Raw genomic sequence first — 17,686 nt, 5'->3', positions numbered from 1 at the left:
CTTACCCGGGTGGAGTTCAACAACTACAAAGCGTCATACTTGCTTCTGTGACGAGCGCTGTAGGCACCTCGGGGACCGCTATCACGTCGCGAGTTCATTCCCTGAACCGGCCGAACATGGTCAGTGTCGGAACGATCGTGTGGCTCTCCAGCGAGCTGATGTTCTTTGCCGGGCTGTTCGCGATGTACTTCACCGCCCGCTCGCAGGCCGGGGGCAACTGGCCACCCGAGCCGACCGAGCTGAACCTGGTCCAGGCCGTTCCGGTGACGCTGGTGCTGATCGCCTCGTCGTTCACCTGCCAGATGGGCGTGTTCGCCGCCGAGCGCGGTGACGTCTTCGGGCTGCGGCGCTGGTATGTCATCACGTTCTTGATGGGTCTTTTCTTCGTCCTCGGCCAGGGCTACGAGTACATCCAGCTCGTCCACCACGGCACCACGTTGTCCAGCAGCGCCTACGGGTCGGTCTTTTATCTGGCCACCGGATTCCACGGCCTGCACGTCATCGGCGGGCTCATCGCATTCCTCTTCCTACTGGCCCGAACCAGGATGAGTAAGTTCACGCCTGCTCAGGCCACCGCGGCGATCGTCGTCTCGTACTACTGGCACTTCGTCGACATCGTGTGGATTGCCCTGTTCGCCGTCATTTACTTCGTTCGGTGATCGGCTCGCCGATGCGTCCGCTGAGGGGTTCGAAGAGAAGGGGTTCGATGACCGAGAAGGCCACCGAAACCGGCAAACCGGCGACGATCAAGCGCCGCCGGCTACGCCGCCGCCTGTCAGCGGCGATGCTTCTGCTCGTCGGGCTGGGGGTCGCCGGTGGTCTGGCGGCGACGCTGACCCCGACCCCGCAGGTCGCGGTCGCCGACGAGTCGCAGTCGGCTCTGCTGCGTACCGGTAAGGAACTGTTCGACACCTCTTGCATCTCGTGCCACGGTGCGAACCTGCAGGGTGTGGCCGACCGCGGACCCAGCCTCATCGGTGTCGGTGAGGCCGCCGTCTACTTCCAGGTGTCCACCGGCCGCATGCCCGCCATGCGTGGTGAGGCCCAGGCACCGCAGAAGCCCCCGCAATTCGACGCCGAGCAGATCGACGCCCTCGGCGCATTCGTGCAGGCCAACGGTGGCGGCCCCGTGGTTCCACGCGACGAGAACGGGGCTATCGCCAACGAGTCGCTGCTGGGCAACGACGTCGCCCGCGGCGGTGACCTGTTCCGGCTGAACTGCTCGTCGTGCCACAACTTCACCGGCAAGGGCGGCGCGTTGTCGTCGGGCAAGTACGCACCCGACCTGGCGGGCGCCAATCCTGCCCAGATCTACACCGCGATGCTGACCGGACCCCAGAACATGCCCAAGTTCTCCGATCGGCAGCTATCGCCGGAGGAAAAGCGGGACATCGTCGCCTACGTCCGCATGGCCAGCACGGCTCCCGACCCGGGTGGCTACGGACTCGGCGGCTTCGGCCCCACGTCCGAGGGCATGGCGGCTTGGATTATCGGCATAGTGGGCGTCGTCATCGCGGCCCTGTGGATCGGAGCGCGAGCATGAGCGACGGCGACGGTAGCAACGATCGAGTCAAGGGAACCGACACCCCCGGACAGCAGGGCGTCCCCGGGCAGCCGACCGACGCCGAACTCGCCGCGATGTCGCGTGAGGAACTGCTGGAGCTTGGCGGCAAGCTCGACGGTGTCGAGATCGTCTACAAGGACGACCGCTGGCCGGTTCCCGGCACCAAGGCTGAGAAGCGCGCCGAGCGCGTGGTCGCGTATTGGCTGATGCTGGGCGGTCTTTCGGGCCTGGCGCTGCTGGTGGTCTTCTTGTTCTGGCCGTGGGAGTACCGCAGCGGAGCCGACCCCGACCACCTCTGGTACGACCTCGCCACCCCCATGTACGGGCTGACGTTCGGTCTGTCGATCCTGGCGATCGGCATCGGCGCCGTGCTGTACCAGAAGAAGTTCATCCCCGAGGAGATCTCGATCCAGGAGCGCCACGACGGCGCCTCCCCCGACATCCACCGAAAGACGGTGGTGGCCAACCTGTCCGATGCGCTCGAAGCGTCAACGCTGAAGCGGCGCAAATTGATTGGTCTGTCGCTCGGAGTCGGCCTCGGCGCGTTCGGCCTCGGCACCCTGGTGGCCTTCGCCGGTGGTCTGATCAAGAATCCGTGGAAACCGGTGGTGCAGACCGCCGAAGGCAAGAAGGCCGTGCTCTGGACGTCCGGTTGGACGCCGCGCTTCAAAGGCGAGACCATCTTCCTTGCCCGCGCAACCGGCAATGGCACCTACGCCAAGATGCGCCCAGAGGACATCGACGCCGGCGGAATGGAGACCGTGTTTCCGTGGCGTGAGGCCGACGGTGACGGCACCACCGTCGAGTCGCATCACCGGCTGGCCGAAATCACCATGGGTGTGCGCAACCCGGTCATGCTGATCCGCATCAAGCCGGTCGACTTGCCCCGGGTCGTCAAGCGAAAGAACCAGGAGAGCTTCAACTTCGGCGATCTGTTCGCCTACACCAAGGTGTGCTCGCACCTGGGTTGCCCGTCGTCGCTCTACGAGCAGCAGACCTACCGCATCCTCTGCCCGTGCCACCAGTCGCAGTTCGACGCGTTGCACTTTGCGAAACCCATATTCGGCCCGGCTGCGCGCGCGCTGGCGCAGTTGCCCATCACGATTGATCAGGACGGATACCTAGTCGCCAACGGCGACTTCATCCAACCCGTCGGCCCGGCATTCTGGGAGCAAACAAATTGAGTCCGAAACTGCCAAAACCACCGAACATGGCCGAGATCGCGGCCAGCCAAGGCGACGCCATCGATTCGCGCTATCACCCGTCGGCCGCGGTGCGGCGGCAGCTGAACAAGGTGTTTCCGACCCACTGGTCGTTCCTGCTGGGTGAAATCGCGCTGTACAGCTTCATCGTGCTGTTGCTCACCGGCGTATACCTGAGCCTGTTCTTCGATCCGTCGATGGCCGAAATCGTCTACGACGGTGTGTATCAGCCGCTGCGCGGTATCGAGATGTCGAAGGCCTACGCGTCGACACTCGACATCAGCTTCGAGGTGCGCGGCGGGCTGTTCGTCCGCCAGGTCCACCACTGGGCAGCGCTGCTCTTCGCCGCGTCGATCATGGTGCACCTCGCCCGCATCTTCTTCACCGGCGCATTCCGCCGTCCCCGCGAGGCCAACTGGGTCATCGGCTCCCTGCTGCTGATTCTGGCGATGTTCGAGGGTTATTTCGGCTACTCACTGCCCGACGACCTGCTGTCCGGCATCGGCCTGCGGGCGGCCATGAGCTCCATCACCCTCGGCATGCCGGTGATCGGAACGTGGCTGCACTGGGCACTGTTCGGCGGCGACTTCCCATGCGGCGGTGTGGGGTACCAGTGCGCGCAAGACGGCTACTGGATCCCGCGAATGTACTCACTGCACATCCTGTTGATACCCGGGATCATTCTGGCGCTCATCGGGATTCACCTCGCGCTGGTGTGGTTCCAGAAGCACACCCAGTTCCCAGGTCCAGGACGAACCGAGTCGAACGTCGTCGGTGTACGGGTCATGCCGGTGTTCGCGGTGAAGTCCGGTGCGTTTTTCGCGATGACCACCGGCATCCTTGGCCTGATGGGCGGCTTGCTGCAGATCAACCCGATCTGGCAATTAGGCCCCTACAGGCCGTCGCATGTGTCGGCAGGCAGCCAGCCGGACTTCTACATGATGTGGACGGAGGGCCTGGCACGCATCTTCCCGGCGTGGGAGTTGTACTTCCTCGGCCACACCGTGCCCTCGCCGGTCTGGGTGGCGCTGATCATGGGCCTGATCTTCATGCTGCTGCCCGCGTGGCCGTGGCTGGAGAAACGGTTCACCGGCGACAACGCTCACCACAACCTGCTGCAGCGACCTCGAGATGCACCGGTGCGCACCGCAATCGGCGCCATGGCGATCGCGTTCTACATGGTGCTGACGCTGTCGGCCATGAACGACGTCATCGCGCTGAAGTTCCAGATCTCGCTCAACGCGACGACGTGGATCGGCCGCATCGGCATGGTGGTCCTGCCGGCGATCGTGTACTACATCGCCTACCGCTGGGCCATCGGTCTGCAGCGCAGCGACCGCGCGGTGCTCGAGCACGGCATCGAGACCGGCATCATCAAGCGGCTGCCGCACGGCGCCTACATCGAGCTGCATCAGCCGCTCGGCCCCGTCGACGACCATGGTCATCCGATTCCGTTGGAGTACCAGGGCGCAGCGGTTCCGAAGCGGATGAACAAGCTCGGTTTCGCAGGCGCTCCGGGCAGCGGCAGCTTCCTCAAGGGAGATCCGCTGTCGGAGAACGACGCTCTCGTCGAGGCCGAGCACACGGCTCACCGCAGGGCGCTCACCGCATTGCGCGAGCACCAGGACCGCAACGGCTCGTCCAACGGCTCGTCGAATGGGTCATCCAACGGAGAGACGAACGGGCACCACTGAGCTGAAGTTACGCGCTCTCGCCGTCCAGCAGGGCGCGTAACTCGCGCAGGTAGAACCACGGGATCGCCGGCATTGCCAGCGTGACAAGCCCGCTCAGCACAAAGAAAACCCATGCGGCGGTGTCGCTTTCGATGGCCATCAAGTAGGTCGCCACGCCGATGACGACCATCGCGATGCCGACGGCGCACGCGATCAGGACAGCGCAGCGCAGCCACACCTGGTCGATGGCTGCCACCAGCGGAGCGGGCAGTGACGTGCTGTGCGTGACCGCAGCCGCATAACCCGGGCCGTTGTGGATACGGCCCACCGGTGCGCCGGAGATCCGCAGCCTCTCACTGCGCGTCGCGTCACCGCGTCCGAGGTCCTCGCGGCCGGGAGCCGGTCGCGATGCGTCACGGGCGGGCGGTTCGGGGGCGTCGGACATCGCGTCGCGGCGCGCGCGAATCAGCAGCGGCACCGCCCCGATGATCACCGCGGCGGAGACCGCGATCACGACGTAGAGCAGCCACGGGGTGCCCGAACTGTCCGCCGACTCCTGTTGGCTGCTCCCCAGATCGACAAGGGCCACGACAGCCGCAACGGCCGTGCCCAGCGCCACGAGCCATATCACCGCACAGGCGCCCAGCAGGATGCGGTCGGTTCGATCGAAGCCGCCGGTATCGAGGTTGGGGCGCACATGCAGGCTCCCCACGGGATCAGTGGCGTAAGGCATCAGCAGGCTGTCTGTGCGGAGTTATTGGTGTTGGACGACAACACGGTGCCGTCGCTCGTGGTGATCGAGCAGTTGAGCCTGCTCACGAGGAACAGGCTGGACGCCTGGACCGATCCCACCTCGGACTGCGAGATCGGCGTCACGGTGAGTGACCACGGGATGTAGACGTTGCGCTGGGTGCGACTGCGGCCGGATGCGTCGATATAGGTCACCGTGATGATGTCCCCCGGCGCCTTGGTTCCCGTGACCGAGTACGTGACCTGACGTGGTCCCGCGCGGGTGGTCGGCGGTGGCGGCGGCGCGGTCTCAGGAGGCGGCGGAGGCGGAGTGGTCGTGGTGATCTCGTCCTGCACCGGCGGCGGAGGCGGAGTGGTCGTTGAGGTTTCGGGCTGCGAGAGGTTGTCGGTGTCGGTCCGGGTCACCAGGACGGACACGGACACGACCAGCGCGATGGCGGCGACGATGGCCACCACCCCGACGACCCAGGGCCACCTCGGCGGCTCAGCAGGGTCCAGCCGGTCGCTCGGCTCGAAGGTGTCGTAGTCGTACAGGCCGGAGTCGGCGGGCACGTAGGGGCCGCTGGTGAACTGTTCGGACTCAGGAGCCGAGTAGGCCTGCGAGTAGGCGTCGGTCTCACTGCTCTCCGGCCCACCGGGGCTGCTGCCCTGACCAGGAAGATCGTCCCCTTCGTGATCCGGGGGGTTCGGCCCGCTCATTTACGCCTATCCTTCTCGACTCACACCTGTGGCGTAATCGGCCGCGTGTCCGCGACAAGCGACTGACCGTGCCTCGGCAACATTATCCAACCACCCGATCCGGATGGATTCACAGCACGGATAACGGGCGAAGTAGTGCTCCGATTGTGACCTTGTCCCGGTGCGGCGTTCGCGACGGCCTGGGCCCACGCGAAGCTGGGGAGCGTCAGTGCTTCTCGGCTCCGGTGTAGTACTCGAACACCAGGCCCCCGACCGTCGTCAGCACGAAGCAGACGCCGGCCACGATCAGCCAGGGGAGCCAGAGCGCGACGCCCACGGCCGTGATCGACGCCGACAGGGCGATGAAGATCGGCCACCAGCTGTGCGGGCTGAAAAAGCCCAGCTCGCCTGCGCCGTCACTGACCTCGGCGTCCTCGTAGTCCTCGGGCCTGGTGTCCAGGCGCCGGGCCACGAACCGGAAGAACGTACCGGTGATCAGGGTCAGGCCCGCCGTCAGAATCAGCGCGGTGGTACCGGCCCACTCGACGCCGCCGTACTGGAACATCGCCGTCAGCACGCCGTAGACAACCGCAGACAGGACGAAGAATCCGGTCAGGAACTCGAACAGCCTGGCTTCGATATGCATGTGGTGTCCCTACCCCTACTTGCTGGCCTGCGTTAGCTCGGGTGCCTGCTCACCGCGGCGGGTGTCGAATGGCTTTGTGGTGACCGCCAGGGGCTCCTGATTGATCGCCTGCAGCGCCTCGGCGTTGGTCTTGCCGTCCACCCGCTGCTCCAGGTACGCCTTGAAGTCGTTGGGCGACACCACTCGCAGCTCGAAGTTCATCATCGAGTGATAGGTGCCGCACATCTCCGTGCACCGGCCTACGAACGCACCGTTTTGGTTGATCTCGCTGATTTGGAAGATGTTGTCGGAGTTGTTCGCCTCGGGATTGGGCATCACGTCGCGCTTGAACAGGAACTCCGGCACCCAGAAGCCGTGAATGACGTCCGCGGATGCGATCTGGAACTCGATGCGCTTACCGGACGGCACCACCAGAACCGGGATCTCGGTGGACGTGCCCAGCGTCTCGACATCGTTGAAGTTCAGGTAGGTGCGGTCTTCGGGGTTCTTGCCCGCGATGGCGCCGAACTCGCCGCCGTGCTCCCCGATCTCGCCACCTTCAGGTCCTTCGACGCCTTCCGGCCCCGATGCGAGCGCTTCCTTGCGCTCAGGGTCGGCGCCCTCGTAGCTGAAGGTGCCGTCCGCGTAGTTGACCTTCTGATACCCGAACTTCCAGTTCCACTGGAAGGCGGTGACGTCGATGACGACCTCGGGATTGGGCTCCTTCTGCAGCATCCGTTCCTGCACCACGACGGTGAAGTAGAACAGCACCGAGATGATCAGGAACGGCACCACGGTGAGCACCAGCTCCAGCGGCATGTTGTAGCCGAACTGGCGCGGCAACTCGGTGTCGCCCTTCTTGTGCCGGTGAAACGCCGAAGTCCAGAAGATAAGGCCCCACACGATCACGCCGACGACCAGCGAGGCGATCACGGAGCCGATCCACAGCTCGCGGTTCAGATGCGCCTCGGGGGTGATGCCGCGGGGCCAGCCGAGGCCAAGAACCGTAGACCAGTCACACCCGCTGAGCAGCACCGTCATGCTGCCGAGGACGACTGACAACGCCACCACCTTCACACCGCGAGGTGTCACGCTGGCGCCTCCTAGAAGTCGGGACAGAAAGCCGAATACTACGCAGCGTAGACCACCTCAGGACGCAGGTCTCGACACAGGTCAGTCATTAGGCATACTGGCGCGGTGTGCGGACTGCTGGCCCTGGTAACCGACCCGTCCGCTGAGGTGTCCGGCGACCTTGTCGCCGCGGTATCGGGCGCGTCGCACCTGATGCGTCACCGCGGCCCCGACGAACCCGGTACCTGGTCCGACGACGCCGAGCATCCCACCACGGTGCTCGGGTTCAACCGACTGTCGATCATCGACATCGCCCACAGCCACCAGCCGCTGCGCTGGGGCCCGCCGGAGTCACCGGACCGGTATGTCCTGGTGTTCAACGGTGAGATCTACAACTACCTCGAGTTGCGGGAGCAACTACGCACCGAGCACGGCGCCGTGTTCGCCACCGACGGTGACAGCGAGGCGATCGTCGCCGCCTATCACTACTGGGGCACCGAAGCGCTGACCCGGCTTCGCGGCATGTTCGCGTTCGCGCTGTGGGACACCGTCCAAGGCGAATTATTTTGCGCCCGCGACCCTTTCGGCATCAAGCCGCTATACATGGCCACCGGTGGGGGCGGCACCGTATTCGGTAGCGAGAAGAAGTGCCTGCTGGATCTCGCCGGGGTCGTCGGTATCGATCTCGGTATCGACGAACGTGCATTGCAGCACTACACCGTGCTGCAGTACGTGCCGGAACCCGAGACGCTGCACCGCGGCGTGCGCAGGCTCGAATCGGGCAGTTATGCCCGCGTGCGCCCGGGTAAGCCACCCGAGGTCACCCGGTACTTCACCCCGCGGTTCACCGCGGTCGGGTTCACGTCCGGCGGCGAACGCGCACGCTACGACGAGATCACCGCCGTCCTGGAGGACTCGGTGGCCAAGCACATGCGCGCGGACGTCACAGTGGGCGCGTTCCTGTCCGGCGGGATCGACTCGACGGCGATCGCGGCGCTGGCCATGCGGCACAACCCGCGGCTGATCACGTTCACGACGGGTTTCGAACGCGAGGGCTACTCCGAGGTCGACGTCGCCGTTGCTTCGGCCGAAGCCATCGGCGCGCGGCACGTCACCAAGGTGGTCAGTCAGGCGGAGTTCGTCGCGGCGCTACCCGAAATCGTCTGGTATCTGGACGAACCCGTCGCCGACCCGGCGTTGGTCCCGTTGTTCTTCATTGCCCGCGAGGCCCGTAAGCACGTCAAGGTCGTGCTGTCCGGCGAGGGCGCCGACGAACTGTTCGGGGGGTACACCATCTACCGGGAACCGTTGTCGCTGCGCCCATTTGACTATCTGCCGCGACCGGTGCGACGGTCGCTTGGCCGTGCGTCGCGACCGCTGCCCGACCGCATGCGCGGGAAAAGCCTGCTGCACCGAGGATCGCTGACGCTCGAGGAGCGTTACTACGGCAACGCGCGTAGCTTCTCGGACGCGCAACTGCGCGCGGTCCTGCCCGGCTTCCGCCAGGAATGGACGCACACCGACGTCACCGCGCCGGTGTACTCGGCGTCCGACGGCTGGGATCCGGTGGCGCGTATGCAGCACATCGATCTGTTCACGTGGCTGCGTGGCGACATCCTGGTCAAGGCCGACAAGATGACGATGGCCAACTCGCTCGAGTTACGGGTGCCGTTCCTGGACCCGGAGGTCTTCGCGGTGGCGTCGCGCCTTCCGCTGGACCAGAAGATCACCCGAACCACCACCAAGTTCGCGCTGCGCCGGGCACTGGAACCGATCGTGCCGGCGCACGTGCTCAACCGGCCGAAGCTCGGCTTCCCGGTACCGATCCGGCACTGGCTGCAGGCAGGCGAGCTGCAGGACTGGGCATATCGGACGGTCGCGACGTCACAGGCAGGCGAGCTTGTCGATCTCTCGGCGGTCACGCGGATGCTCGACGAACACCGAAGCGGCACAAGCGATCACAGCCGACGGCTGTGGACCGTGCTGATCTTCATGCTGTGGCACGCCATCTTCGTCGAGCACAGTGTGACCCCGCAGATCAGCGAGCCGACCTACCCCGTCCAGCTCTGAGAAGGAAGCGCACCCGACTATCTGTCGGCGCCAAGCGCCTCCGAGATCTCCGCACCAGCCTCGGCGCCGTAGGCGTCGCTCAGCCGCTGTACGGCCTCCTCGCGGTCCCAGCTCCACTCCTGCGGTCCCGGCGCCTCGAAGACGAGAACGGCGACCAGCGAGGCCAGCTGAGCTGACCGCTCGTCGCTCAACCCGGCACTGCGGCCGGTGAGGAATCCGGCGCGGAACGCATCGCCGATGCCGGTCGGATCGGCCTGATGCTTCTCCGGGACGACGTCGACGTGAATGAAGGTGCCGGCCGAGCCGACGAGGTCGACGCCCTTGGGGCCCAACGTCGTGACGCGCATACCGATCTGGCTCATCACCTGAGCCTCGCTCCAACCCGACTTCTGCAGCAGCAGATCCCACTCGTAGTCGTTGGTGAACAGGTACGTCGCGCCGTCGATGAGCTTGCGAATCTCCTCACCCGACAGCCGGGCCAACTGCTGGGACGGGTCGGCTGCGAACGCCAGACCGAGCTTGCGGCACTCCTCGGTGTGCAGGAACATGGCCTCGGGGTCGTTGGCGCCGACGATCACCAATTCCGGTGTGCCGACGCGCTTCACGACGTCGGCCAGCGAAATGTTGCGTGCCTCCGACATGGCTCCGGGGTAGAAGGATGCGATCTGGGCCATGGCATCGTCGGTCGTACAGACGAACCGCGCGGTGTATGCGGTGTCGGAAACGAGCACGCTGCCGGTGTCCACGCCGACGGCCTCGAGCCACGTGCGGTATTCGTCGAAGTCGCGTCCGACTGCGCCGACCAGCGCGACGCTCCCACCCAGCACACCGATCGCGAAGGCCATGTTTCCTGCGACGCCACCGCGATGGACGACCAGATCGTCGACCAGGAAGCTCAGCGACACCTTCTGCAGATGCTCGGGCAGGAGTTGTTCGGAGAATTTCCCGGGAAACCGCATCAGATGGTCGGTCGCAATTGATCCGGTTACCGCAATGGTCACGAAACGTCACACCCTTCGTTCATTAAGCCGTCTACATAAACCTTACCCAGCGGGCCTCCGCCCAACGTGCGCTAACCTGCGTACGAGTGCCCGTTGGGCCACTGTAGACAGACCAATTCCGACGCACACTTCTGGGGAGCAAATATATGTCCGGTCCGTACCCGCCCGAATACGGCGCTGGACCGGCCGGCCCGCAAATGTATCCGAACACCGGGCCGCAACCATTTCCCCAACAGCCCTTTGCGGAGCCCTATCCGGACAATGCGCCGCCGTCGTACCCGGGAATGCTCCCGCCGCCGGTGCAGTACCGGAAAAAGCGGCGCTGGCCGCTGATCGCGGGCGCGCTGATCGCTGTTCTCGTCGCCGCCGCCACCGTGACGGGGATCGTGCTAGCCACCCGCGGCGGTGACGGGGCGTCGTCGGCTTCGGGCACATTGTCCGACGATGCGGCCAAGACCGCGATTCAGGAGTACCTGGATGCGATGACCAACGGCGACGACGAAACCGTCGCCAGGCACACGTTGTGCGGGATGTTCGACGCGGTCAAGGAGAAGCGCTCCGACTTGGCGCTCGCCAGCCTGGCCAGCGACGCCTTCCGGCAGCAATACGGGCGCGCCGAGGTGACGTCGATCGACAAGATCGTGATGTGGTCGCCCCATCAGGCGCAAGTACTGTTCACCATGCGCGTCGAGCCGTCGGGCACCTCGCGCCGTGGCGAGCCACGCGCCGAAGGTGAACAGCAGGGCGTGGCCCAACTGCTCGCCCAGGGCGACGAGGTGCTGGTCTGCTCTTATCTGCCGCGAACGGCCGGGCAGTACTGAATCAGTTGAACGAATCGCCGCAGGCGCAAGAACCGGTGGCGTTCGGGTTGTCGATGGTGAAACCCTGCTTCTCAATGGTGTCGACGAAGTCGATGACGGCCCCCTCGACGTAGGGCGCGCTCATCCGGTCGATCGTCAGTGCGACGCCGCCGAACTCGGCGGTCACATCGCCGTCCAAGGTCCGGTCGTCGAAAAACAGGTTGTAGCGCAGCCCGGCGCAGCCACCCGGCTGCACGGCGATACGCAGGGCCAGATCGTCGCGGCCCTCTTGGTCGAGCAGCGCCTTGGCCTTGGCTGCGGCGGCATCGGTCAGCTTCGCGCCATGGGTGGCGGTCCCGGTGGCCGACTCTCCCTGAACAGTCATTACGTCTCCTGTAAAGCCTCATCAAATGTGCGGCGTACTAGCTCAACGGTACCTTGTCCCGGCCCTATTCCCGAGTTTGTCCCCAGGTCCCGCCGGGCACGCCCGCGGACGGAAGTAATCTGGCAGGCGTGAACCTGCTGGGCCGAAAGAAAGACAACTCGCGGACACCCGATTCTGATGTGTCCGAAGACACCCCCGACGCCGGCCTCGAGGACACTGCGACAGGTTCCGGGGAGTCCGGGACCACCGCGCCCAAGGGCCGTCCGACACCCAAGCGCAGCGAGGCGACCCGGAAGCGCGGGCCGGTGGCGCCTGCTCCGATGACCGCCGCCGAGGCGCGCAAACGCCGCAAGGAAGCGCGCACCAAGCTGAGCAAGGAAGAGCGCAAGGCCGAGAAGCTCACGCGTCGCGCCGACATGGCTCAGCGCCGCGAGAAGATGATGGCCGGTGACGACGCCTACCTGCTGCCCCGGGACAAGGGTCCGGTCCGCCGGTATGTCCGCGACATCGTCGACTCGCGCCGCAACGTGCTGGGCCTGTTCATGCCTGCCGCGCTCGCGCTGATCTTCGTGATGCTCTCGGTGCCGTCGGTGCAGGTGCAGCAGATGGTCTCCCCCGCGATGCTGGTGCTCGTCCTCATCATGGTGATCGACGGATTCATCCTGGGACGCAAGGCCAACAGATTGGTCGATGCAAAATTCCCGGAGAACACCGAATCCGGTTGGAAGTTAGGCTTTTACGCGGCCAGCCGCGCCTCGCAGCTGCGCCGCATGCGCGCACCCCGGCCGCAGGTGGAACGCGGCGCAAGTGTCAGTTGACGGAACCTGACACCCTGGTGCGCATCCTGGTGCTCGGTGGCATCCGGTCGGGAAAATCGCAATGGGCGGAGTCGGCGATCGCCGAGTCGGTCGATGCGACGGCGGCCGTGCGCTACCTGGCCACCGGCCCCGCGGCGCACGGTGACGTCGAGTGGTCTGCGCGGGTGGAGGCACACCGCCGGCGCCGGCCCGCAAATTGGTCCACGGTCGAAACCGCCGACGTCGCAACGCAGTTGCGCGAAGACTCCACCCCGACGGTCGTCGACGACATCGGAGCGTGGCTGACTGCGGCCATGGATCGAACGGGCGCGTGGACTGACGGATCTGTGTCGGCCGACGTCGACGACCTGGTCGATGCGGTGGACACGTTCGACTCTGCGTTGGCCCTGGTGTCTCCCGAGGTTGGGCTGACGGTAGTGCCCGCAACGACGTCGGGCCGACGGTTCGCCGATGAACTGGGCGCCCTCAATCAGCGACTCGCCGCCGTGTGTGACCGCGTGGTGCTGGTGGTCGCCGGTCAGCCCGTCACCGTCAAGGACGCCGCGCTGGGGGCAGGGGGATGACCGAGTTCGAGACCGTCTCACCACCCGACCCCGACGTCGCCGTCGCCGCGCGCGCCCGCCAGCAGCGCTTGACCAAACCGCCTGGCTCACTGGGCCGGCTCGAGGACCTCTCGGTCTGGGTGGCGTCATGCCAGGGCGAGTGTCCGCCCCGGCCGTTCGAGCGGGCACGGATTGTGGTGTTCGCCGGCGACCACGGCGTCGCGGCGGCCGGGGTCTCTGCGTTTCCCGCCGAGGTCACCGCTCAGATGGTCGCCAACTTCGACGCCGGCGGCGCCGCCATCAATATCCTCGCCGAAGCGGCGGGCGCGACCGTGCGCGTGGTGGATATCGCCGTCGATTCCGACGAGCCGTTCGCGCCGTCCATCGGTGCACACAAGGTGCGCCGCGGCAGCGGCAACATCGCCGTCGAGGACGCGCTGACCGACGACGAGGTGATAGCTGCGCTCGATGCCGGGTGCCGGATCGCCGACGAAGAGGTCGACTCGGGCGCAGACATTCTCATCGTCGGTGATATGGGGATCGGAAACACCACGCCTGCAACGACTTTGATCGCCGTACTAACCGACTCCGAACCGGTCGCGGTGGTCGGCCGGGGCACCGGCGTGGACGACGCCGGATGGGCCCGCAAGACCGCCGCCATCAGGGACGCATTGTTTCGGAGCCGTGGTGCCCGCGATCCCGTTGCGCTGCTGCGGGTCTGCGGTGGGGCCGACCTGGCGGCGATGGCGGCATTCTGCGCCCAGGCCGCCGTCCGGCGTACGCCCGTGCTACTCGACGGTGTCGTGGTGACGGCCGCGGCGCTGGTGGCCGACAAGCTCGCGCCCGGCGCCCGGCAGTGGTGGCAGGCCGGCCACCGGTCCACCGAGCCCGCGCATGCGCAGGCATTGCGCAAGCTGGAGCTCGAGCCGATCGTCGATCTGCAGATGCGTCTCGGCGAAGGCACCGGCGCCGCGGTCGCGCTGACGATCGTGCGGGCCGCGGTGGCGACGCTGGGGTCGATGGCGACCTTCGATGAAGCCGGCATCACCCAGGCACCCGCGAAGCAGTGATCCGTTCGGTCGCCGGGGCGCTGGCATTCGGGACCGTGCTCCCGGTGCGTTCGCCGACGCCGTTCGGCCGGGGGGCGCTGACCGCGCTGCCACTGGTGGGCATCGCGCTGGGGGCCGCAGCCGCCGCGACGGTGTGGGCGTCGGAATGGGCCTTCGGATCGGCGAATCCGTTGGGTGGCGTGCTCGCGGTCGCGGTGCTGCTGCTCGCCACCCGCGGGCTGCATGCCGATGGGCTCTCCGATACCGCCGACGGCCTCGGCTGCTACGGCCCGCCCGACAGGGCTTTGACGGTGATGCGCGACGGGTCGGCCGGGCCGTTCGGCGTCGCGGCGTTGGTGGTCGTCCTCCTGACGCAGGCATTCGCGTTCACGGCCTGCGGCCCCGTCGGGGTGATCGTCGCAGTGACCGCGGGCCGGGTCGCCGCGGTGTTGGCGTGCCGGCGTTCGGTGCCCGCCGCGGCGGGGAGTTCGCTCGGTGGGATGGTCGCGGGCACCCAGCCGATGGCGGTGGCGGGGCTGTGGGTGGTGGCGGTCGCGGCGACGGCCGTAGTGGCCGGCCCGCGGCCGTGGCAGGGTCCGGTGGCCGTACTGGTTGCATTGGCCTGCGGCGCCGCGCTGGTCGCACATTGCGTGCGCCGGTTCGGCGGTATCACCGGCGATGTGCTGGGTGCGGCGGTCGAAATCACGACGGCGGTGGCCGCCGTCGGACTGGCGATCGGGCCGTCGTAGCGCCTCCAAGAATCTGTCAAGAATTCGTCAAGCGCGGTATCGGAGTCTCTTCCTACCCCACCGGGAAGATCGACCACCGAAAGGAACCGCAATGCCCACCTTCCGTCACCTCACCGCCGCCATCGCCGCTGCCGCCGCCGCCTCCAGCCTGGGCATCGCCGCGCTCGTCGGCGCGGGCATGGCAGGAGCGACCACCACCGACGACATGTTCGTCAGCGTGCTCACCGACGAGGGCATCCAGCCGCCGTCGACCGAGGAGGCCGTCAGCCTCGCCTACGACGTCTGCGTGATGTTCGATCACGGCCAGTCGCTGTACGACGCCGTCGGCTCCGTCTCTGACACCACCGACTTGGTACAGGAGGATTCCGCGTTCTTCGTCGGCGCGGCCGTCGCCACCTACTGCCCTGAACACGAGGCCGCGCTCGGCTGACGCACTCTCAATAGACGGGGACCCCACTGCGGTGGGGTCCCCGGTCTTTCAGTTCAGCCTGGCCATCCAGCCGTGCGTGTCGGCGAACATGCCGCGCTGAATTCCGGTCAGCGTGTCGCGCAGGGCCATGGTGATCTCGCCGGGACCACCGTCGGCGATGGTGAACTCACCGTCGGCGTGCTTGACGTGGGCGACGGGTGTGATGACCGCGGCCGTGCCGCAGGCGAACACCTCGGTGATCTCGCCCGCCGCCACCTTCTTCTGCCACTCGTCGACGTCGATCTTGCGTTCCTCGACGGCGAATCCGGCGTCGCTTGCCAACTGCAGCAACGAATCTCGCGTGACACCGGGAAGTATCGAGCCGCTCAACTCGGGAGTGACCAGGCGCGCCGATCCGCCGCTGCCGAACACGAAGAACAGGTTCATTCCACCCATCTCTTCGACGTAGCGGCGTTCCGCCGCATCCAGCCACACCACCTGATCGCAGTCGTGCTCGACGGCCTGCGCCTGCGCCAGCAGCGATGCGGCGTAGTTGCCGCCGAACTTCGCCGCGCCCGTGCCGCCGGGGCAGGCCCGCACATACTCGGTCGACAGCCACACGCTGACCGGCTTGATGCCGCCCTTGAAGTACGCCCCGGCCGGCGAGCCGATGACCATGTACCGGTACTCGTTGGCCGGCCGCACGCCAAGGCCCGGTTCGGTGGCGATGATGAACGGCCGCAGATACAGCGACTCTTCGCCGCCGGCCGCGGGCACCCACTGCTCGTCGACGGCGATCAGTTGGCGCAGCGATTCGATGAACACTTCTTCGGGCAGTTCGGGAATGGCCAGCCGCTTCGCCGAGGTCTTCAGCCGCCTGGCGTTGGACTCGGGCCGGAACGACACGATGGACCCGTCCGCCCATCGATACGCCTTGAGACCCTCGAAGATCTCCTGGGCGTAATGCAGCACGATCGCTGACGGATCGAGTTCGATCGGGCCGTACGGGACGACCCGCGCGTCGTACCAGCCTTTGCCGTCCGCGTAATCGATCGACACCATGTGGTCGGTGTGGAACTGGCCGAATCCGGGATTGGCCAGTATCGATGCCCGTACCTCGTCAGTCGCCGGAGTTGCGTTGCGCTCAACCGTGAACTCGAGGGGGCCGTCAGTCATGCAGCGATTGTATATCCGCTGACTACCGAGTTTTCGGCTCGACGAACGGGGGCTTGACCACTTCACATTCCAGCGCGCGCCCACGGACGTCGACCGACACGTGTTGCCCGTCGGCGATCTCGGCGTCGGTGTCGATGAGCGCTAGCGCGATGCCGACTTTCAAAGTCGGAGAAAAGGTTCCCGATGTCGTGACGCCGATCTGGCGGTCGCCGTCGAGCACGGTGAGGTCGGGCCGCAGTACTCCGCGGCCGACGGCCTTCAGCCCACGCAGCAGCCGTCGCGGTCCGGCCTCCTTTTCCGCCAGCAGCGCGTCGCGGCCCCAGAACGCGTCCTTCTTCCAGCCGATGGCCCAGCCGCAGCGCGCCTGCAGCGGCGACAGGTCGAGCGACAGTTCGTGGCCGTGCAGCGGATAACCCATCTCGGTGCGCAGGGTGTCGCGGGCGCCCAGGCCGGCCAGCTCTCCGGGGGCCGAACCGACCGCGTCGACGAGAGCGTCGAACACGACATCGGCCCGATCCCACGGCGGCAGCAGCTCGTAGCCGTGCTCGCCGGTGTAGCCGGTGCGGCAGACCCGCACGGGGACACCGCGGAATTCGGCGTCCACATAACCCATGTAGTCCATGTCCGTGGCCAGCCCGAGCGCGCCGAGGACCTCGGGCGACTTGGGCCCCTGCACCGCGAGCACGGCATACGAGCGGTGCTCGTCGGTGATCGTGAGTCCGGCAGGCGCGCGATCTTTCAATGCGGCGACGACGGCGGCGGTGTTGGCCGCGTTGGGCACCAGGAAGATCTCGTCGTCGGAAACGTAGTAGGCGATGAGATCGTCGACAACGCCACCCGAGTCGGTGCAGCACAATGTGTATTGCGCCTTGCCGGGTCCGATGCGGCGCAGGTCGTTGGTGAAGGCGGAGTTGACGTACTCGGCCGCGCCCGGGCCGCGCACCAGCGCCTTGCCGAGGTGGCTCACGTCGAAAAGCCCGACGGCGCTGCGCGTGGCAGCGTGCTCGGTGACGGTGCCCGCGTACGAGACCGGCATCAGCCAGCCGCCGAACTCGGCAAAGCTGGCACCGAGCTGGCGATGACGTTCTTCGAGGGGGCCCTGCAAGACTTCGCTCGTCACGGAA

General features: G+C 66.5%; 19 protein-coding genes. 11 read left to right on the top strand and 8 right to left on the bottom strand.

What is annotated here, in order from left to right; genetic code table 11:
• The first annotated feature begins 47 nt into the window (after positions 1-47).
• From ctaE to qcrB, 4 genes are read left to right on the top strand one after another with little or no spacing between them, the layout of a single operon-like run.
• Complete coding sequence (ctaE, locus tag BST47_RS10500) at positions 48-659, top strand: aa3-type cytochrome oxidase subunit III (protein WP_083125452.1); 612 nt, start codon at positions 48-50, stop codon at positions 657-659.
• Between the two features lie 47 nt (positions 660-706).
• On the top strand, positions 707-1,543 hold the full coding sequence (gene qcrC / locus BST47_RS10495; protein ID WP_083125451.1) for a cytochrome bc1 complex diheme cytochrome c subunit: 837 nt from the start codon (positions 707-709) through the stop codon (positions 1,541-1,543).
• Positions 1,540-2,748, top strand: coding sequence for a cytochrome bc1 complex Rieske iron-sulfur subunit (gene qcrA, locus BST47_RS10490; protein WP_083125450.1), 1,209 nt, complete (start codon positions 1,540-1,542; stop codon positions 2,746-2,748). The genes qcrC and qcrA overlap by 4 nt, the downstream gene beginning before the upstream one ends.
• A complete protein-coding gene (gene qcrB / locus BST47_RS10485; protein ID WP_083125449.1) occupies positions 2,745-4,460 on the top strand; it encodes a cytochrome bc1 complex cytochrome b subunit in 1,716 nt (571 codons plus the stop codon). Before qcrA ends, qcrB begins: the two co-directional genes overlap by 4 nt.
• Before the next feature lie 7 nt (positions 4,461-4,467).
• On the opposite strand, the gene BST47_RS10480 is transcribed toward qcrB, so the two are convergent.
• The 4 genes from BST47_RS10480 to ctaC form a co-directional block, all read right to left on the bottom strand.
• A complete protein-coding gene (locus BST47_RS10480; RefSeq protein WP_083125448.1) occupies positions 4,468-5,172 on the bottom strand; it encodes a DUF2561 family protein in 705 nt (234 codons plus the stop codon).
• Entirely contained in the window at positions 5,172-5,888 is a 717-nt protein-coding gene (locus BST47_RS10475) for an MmpS family transport accessory protein (protein WP_083125447.1), read from the bottom strand. Before BST47_RS10475 ends, BST47_RS10480 begins: the two co-directional genes overlap by 1 nt.
• A gap of 205 nt (positions 5,889-6,093) precedes the next feature.
• On the bottom strand, positions 6,094-6,513 hold the full coding sequence (locus tag BST47_RS10470) for a cytochrome c oxidase subunit 4 (protein WP_083125446.1): 420 nt from the start codon (positions 6,511-6,513) through the stop codon (positions 6,094-6,096).
• 15 nt (positions 6,514-6,528) lie between these two features.
• Positions 6,529-7,611 (bottom strand): aa3-type cytochrome oxidase subunit II, encoded by a 1,083-nt coding sequence (gene ctaC / locus BST47_RS10465; RefSeq protein ID WP_474623428.1) that lies wholly within the window; start codon positions 7,609-7,611, stop codon positions 6,529-6,531.
• Between the two features lie 78 nt (positions 7,612-7,689).
• Between ctaC and asnB the strand changes: the two genes are divergently transcribed.
• Positions 7,690-9,633 (top strand): asparagine synthase (glutamine-hydrolyzing), encoded by a 1,944-nt coding sequence (asnB, locus tag BST47_RS10460; protein ID WP_083125444.1) that lies wholly within the window; start codon positions 7,690-7,692, stop codon positions 9,631-9,633.
• 17 nt (positions 9,634-9,650) lie between these two features.
• Here the strand turns inward: asnB and BST47_RS10455 are convergent, their stop codons facing one another.
• A complete protein-coding gene (locus BST47_RS10455) occupies positions 9,651-10,634 on the bottom strand; it encodes a carbohydrate kinase family protein (RefSeq protein WP_083125443.1) in 984 nt (327 codons plus the stop codon).
• Positions 10,635-10,780: 146 nt separating this feature from the next.
• Between BST47_RS10455 and BST47_RS10450 the strand changes: the two genes are divergently transcribed.
• Entirely contained in the window at positions 10,781-11,455 is a 675-nt protein-coding gene (locus BST47_RS10450; RefSeq protein ID WP_083125442.1) for an Rv0361 family membrane protein, read from the top strand.
• Between the two features lies 1 nt (position 11,456).
• On the opposite strand, the gene BST47_RS10445 is transcribed toward BST47_RS10450, so the two are convergent.
• Complete coding sequence (locus BST47_RS10445; protein ID WP_083125441.1) at positions 11,457-11,819, bottom strand: iron-sulfur cluster assembly accessory protein; 363 nt, start codon at positions 11,817-11,819, stop codon at positions 11,457-11,459.
• A gap of 128 nt (positions 11,820-11,947) precedes the next feature.
• On the opposite strand from BST47_RS10445, the gene BST47_RS10440 reads away from it, so the two are divergent.
• The 5 genes from BST47_RS10440 to BST47_RS10420 all read left to right on the top strand — a co-directional run bounded on the left by BST47_RS10440 (position 11,948) and on the right by BST47_RS10420 (position 15,407).
• Entirely contained in the window at positions 11,948-12,637 is a 690-nt protein-coding gene (locus BST47_RS10440) for a DUF3043 domain-containing protein (protein ID WP_083125440.1), read from the top strand.
• A 17-nt stretch (positions 12,638-12,654) separates the two neighbouring features.
• Positions 12,655-13,200 (top strand): bifunctional adenosylcobinamide kinase/adenosylcobinamide-phosphate guanylyltransferase, encoded by a 546-nt coding sequence (locus tag BST47_RS10435; protein WP_083125439.1) that lies wholly within the window; start codon positions 12,655-12,657, stop codon positions 13,198-13,200.
• Positions 13,197-14,249, top strand: coding sequence for a nicotinate-nucleotide--dimethylbenzimidazole phosphoribosyltransferase (cobT, locus tag BST47_RS10430; protein WP_083125438.1), 1,053 nt, complete (start codon positions 13,197-13,199; stop codon positions 14,247-14,249). Before BST47_RS10435 ends, cobT begins: the two co-directional genes overlap by 4 nt.
• Entirely contained in the window at positions 14,246-14,977 is a 732-nt protein-coding gene (locus tag BST47_RS10425) for an adenosylcobinamide-GDP ribazoletransferase (RefSeq protein WP_083125437.1), read from the top strand. Before cobT ends, BST47_RS10425 begins: the two co-directional genes overlap by 4 nt.
• 91 nt (positions 14,978-15,068) lie before the next feature.
• Positions 15,069-15,407, top strand: a complete 339-nt coding sequence (locus BST47_RS10420; protein WP_083125436.1) for a DUF732 domain-containing protein — start codon at positions 15,069-15,071, stop codon at positions 15,405-15,407.
• A gap of 48 nt (positions 15,408-15,455) precedes the next feature.
• Here the strand turns inward: BST47_RS10420 and BST47_RS10415 are convergent, their stop codons facing one another.
• Positions 15,456-16,562 carry a branched-chain amino acid aminotransferase gene (locus BST47_RS10415; RefSeq protein ID WP_083125435.1) on the bottom strand — a complete coding sequence of 369 codons (1,107 nt, stop codon included), beginning with the start codon at positions 16,560-16,562 and terminating at the stop codon, positions 15,456-15,458.
• 22 nt (positions 16,563-16,584) lie between these two features.
• Entirely contained in the window at positions 16,585-17,682 is a 1,098-nt protein-coding gene (gene gcvT / locus BST47_RS10410) for a glycine cleavage system aminomethyltransferase GcvT (protein ID WP_207568580.1), read from the bottom strand.
• Between the last annotated feature and the right edge of the window lie 4 nt (positions 17,683-17,686).

This window comes from Mycolicibacterium tusciae (genome assembly GCF_002086795.1).
In the GTDB taxonomy this organism is placed as follows: Bacteria; Actinomycetota; Actinomycetes; order Mycobacteriales; family Mycobacteriaceae; genus Mycobacterium; species Mycobacterium tusciae.
This window is presented reverse-complemented; position numbering and strand designations above follow the sequence as displayed.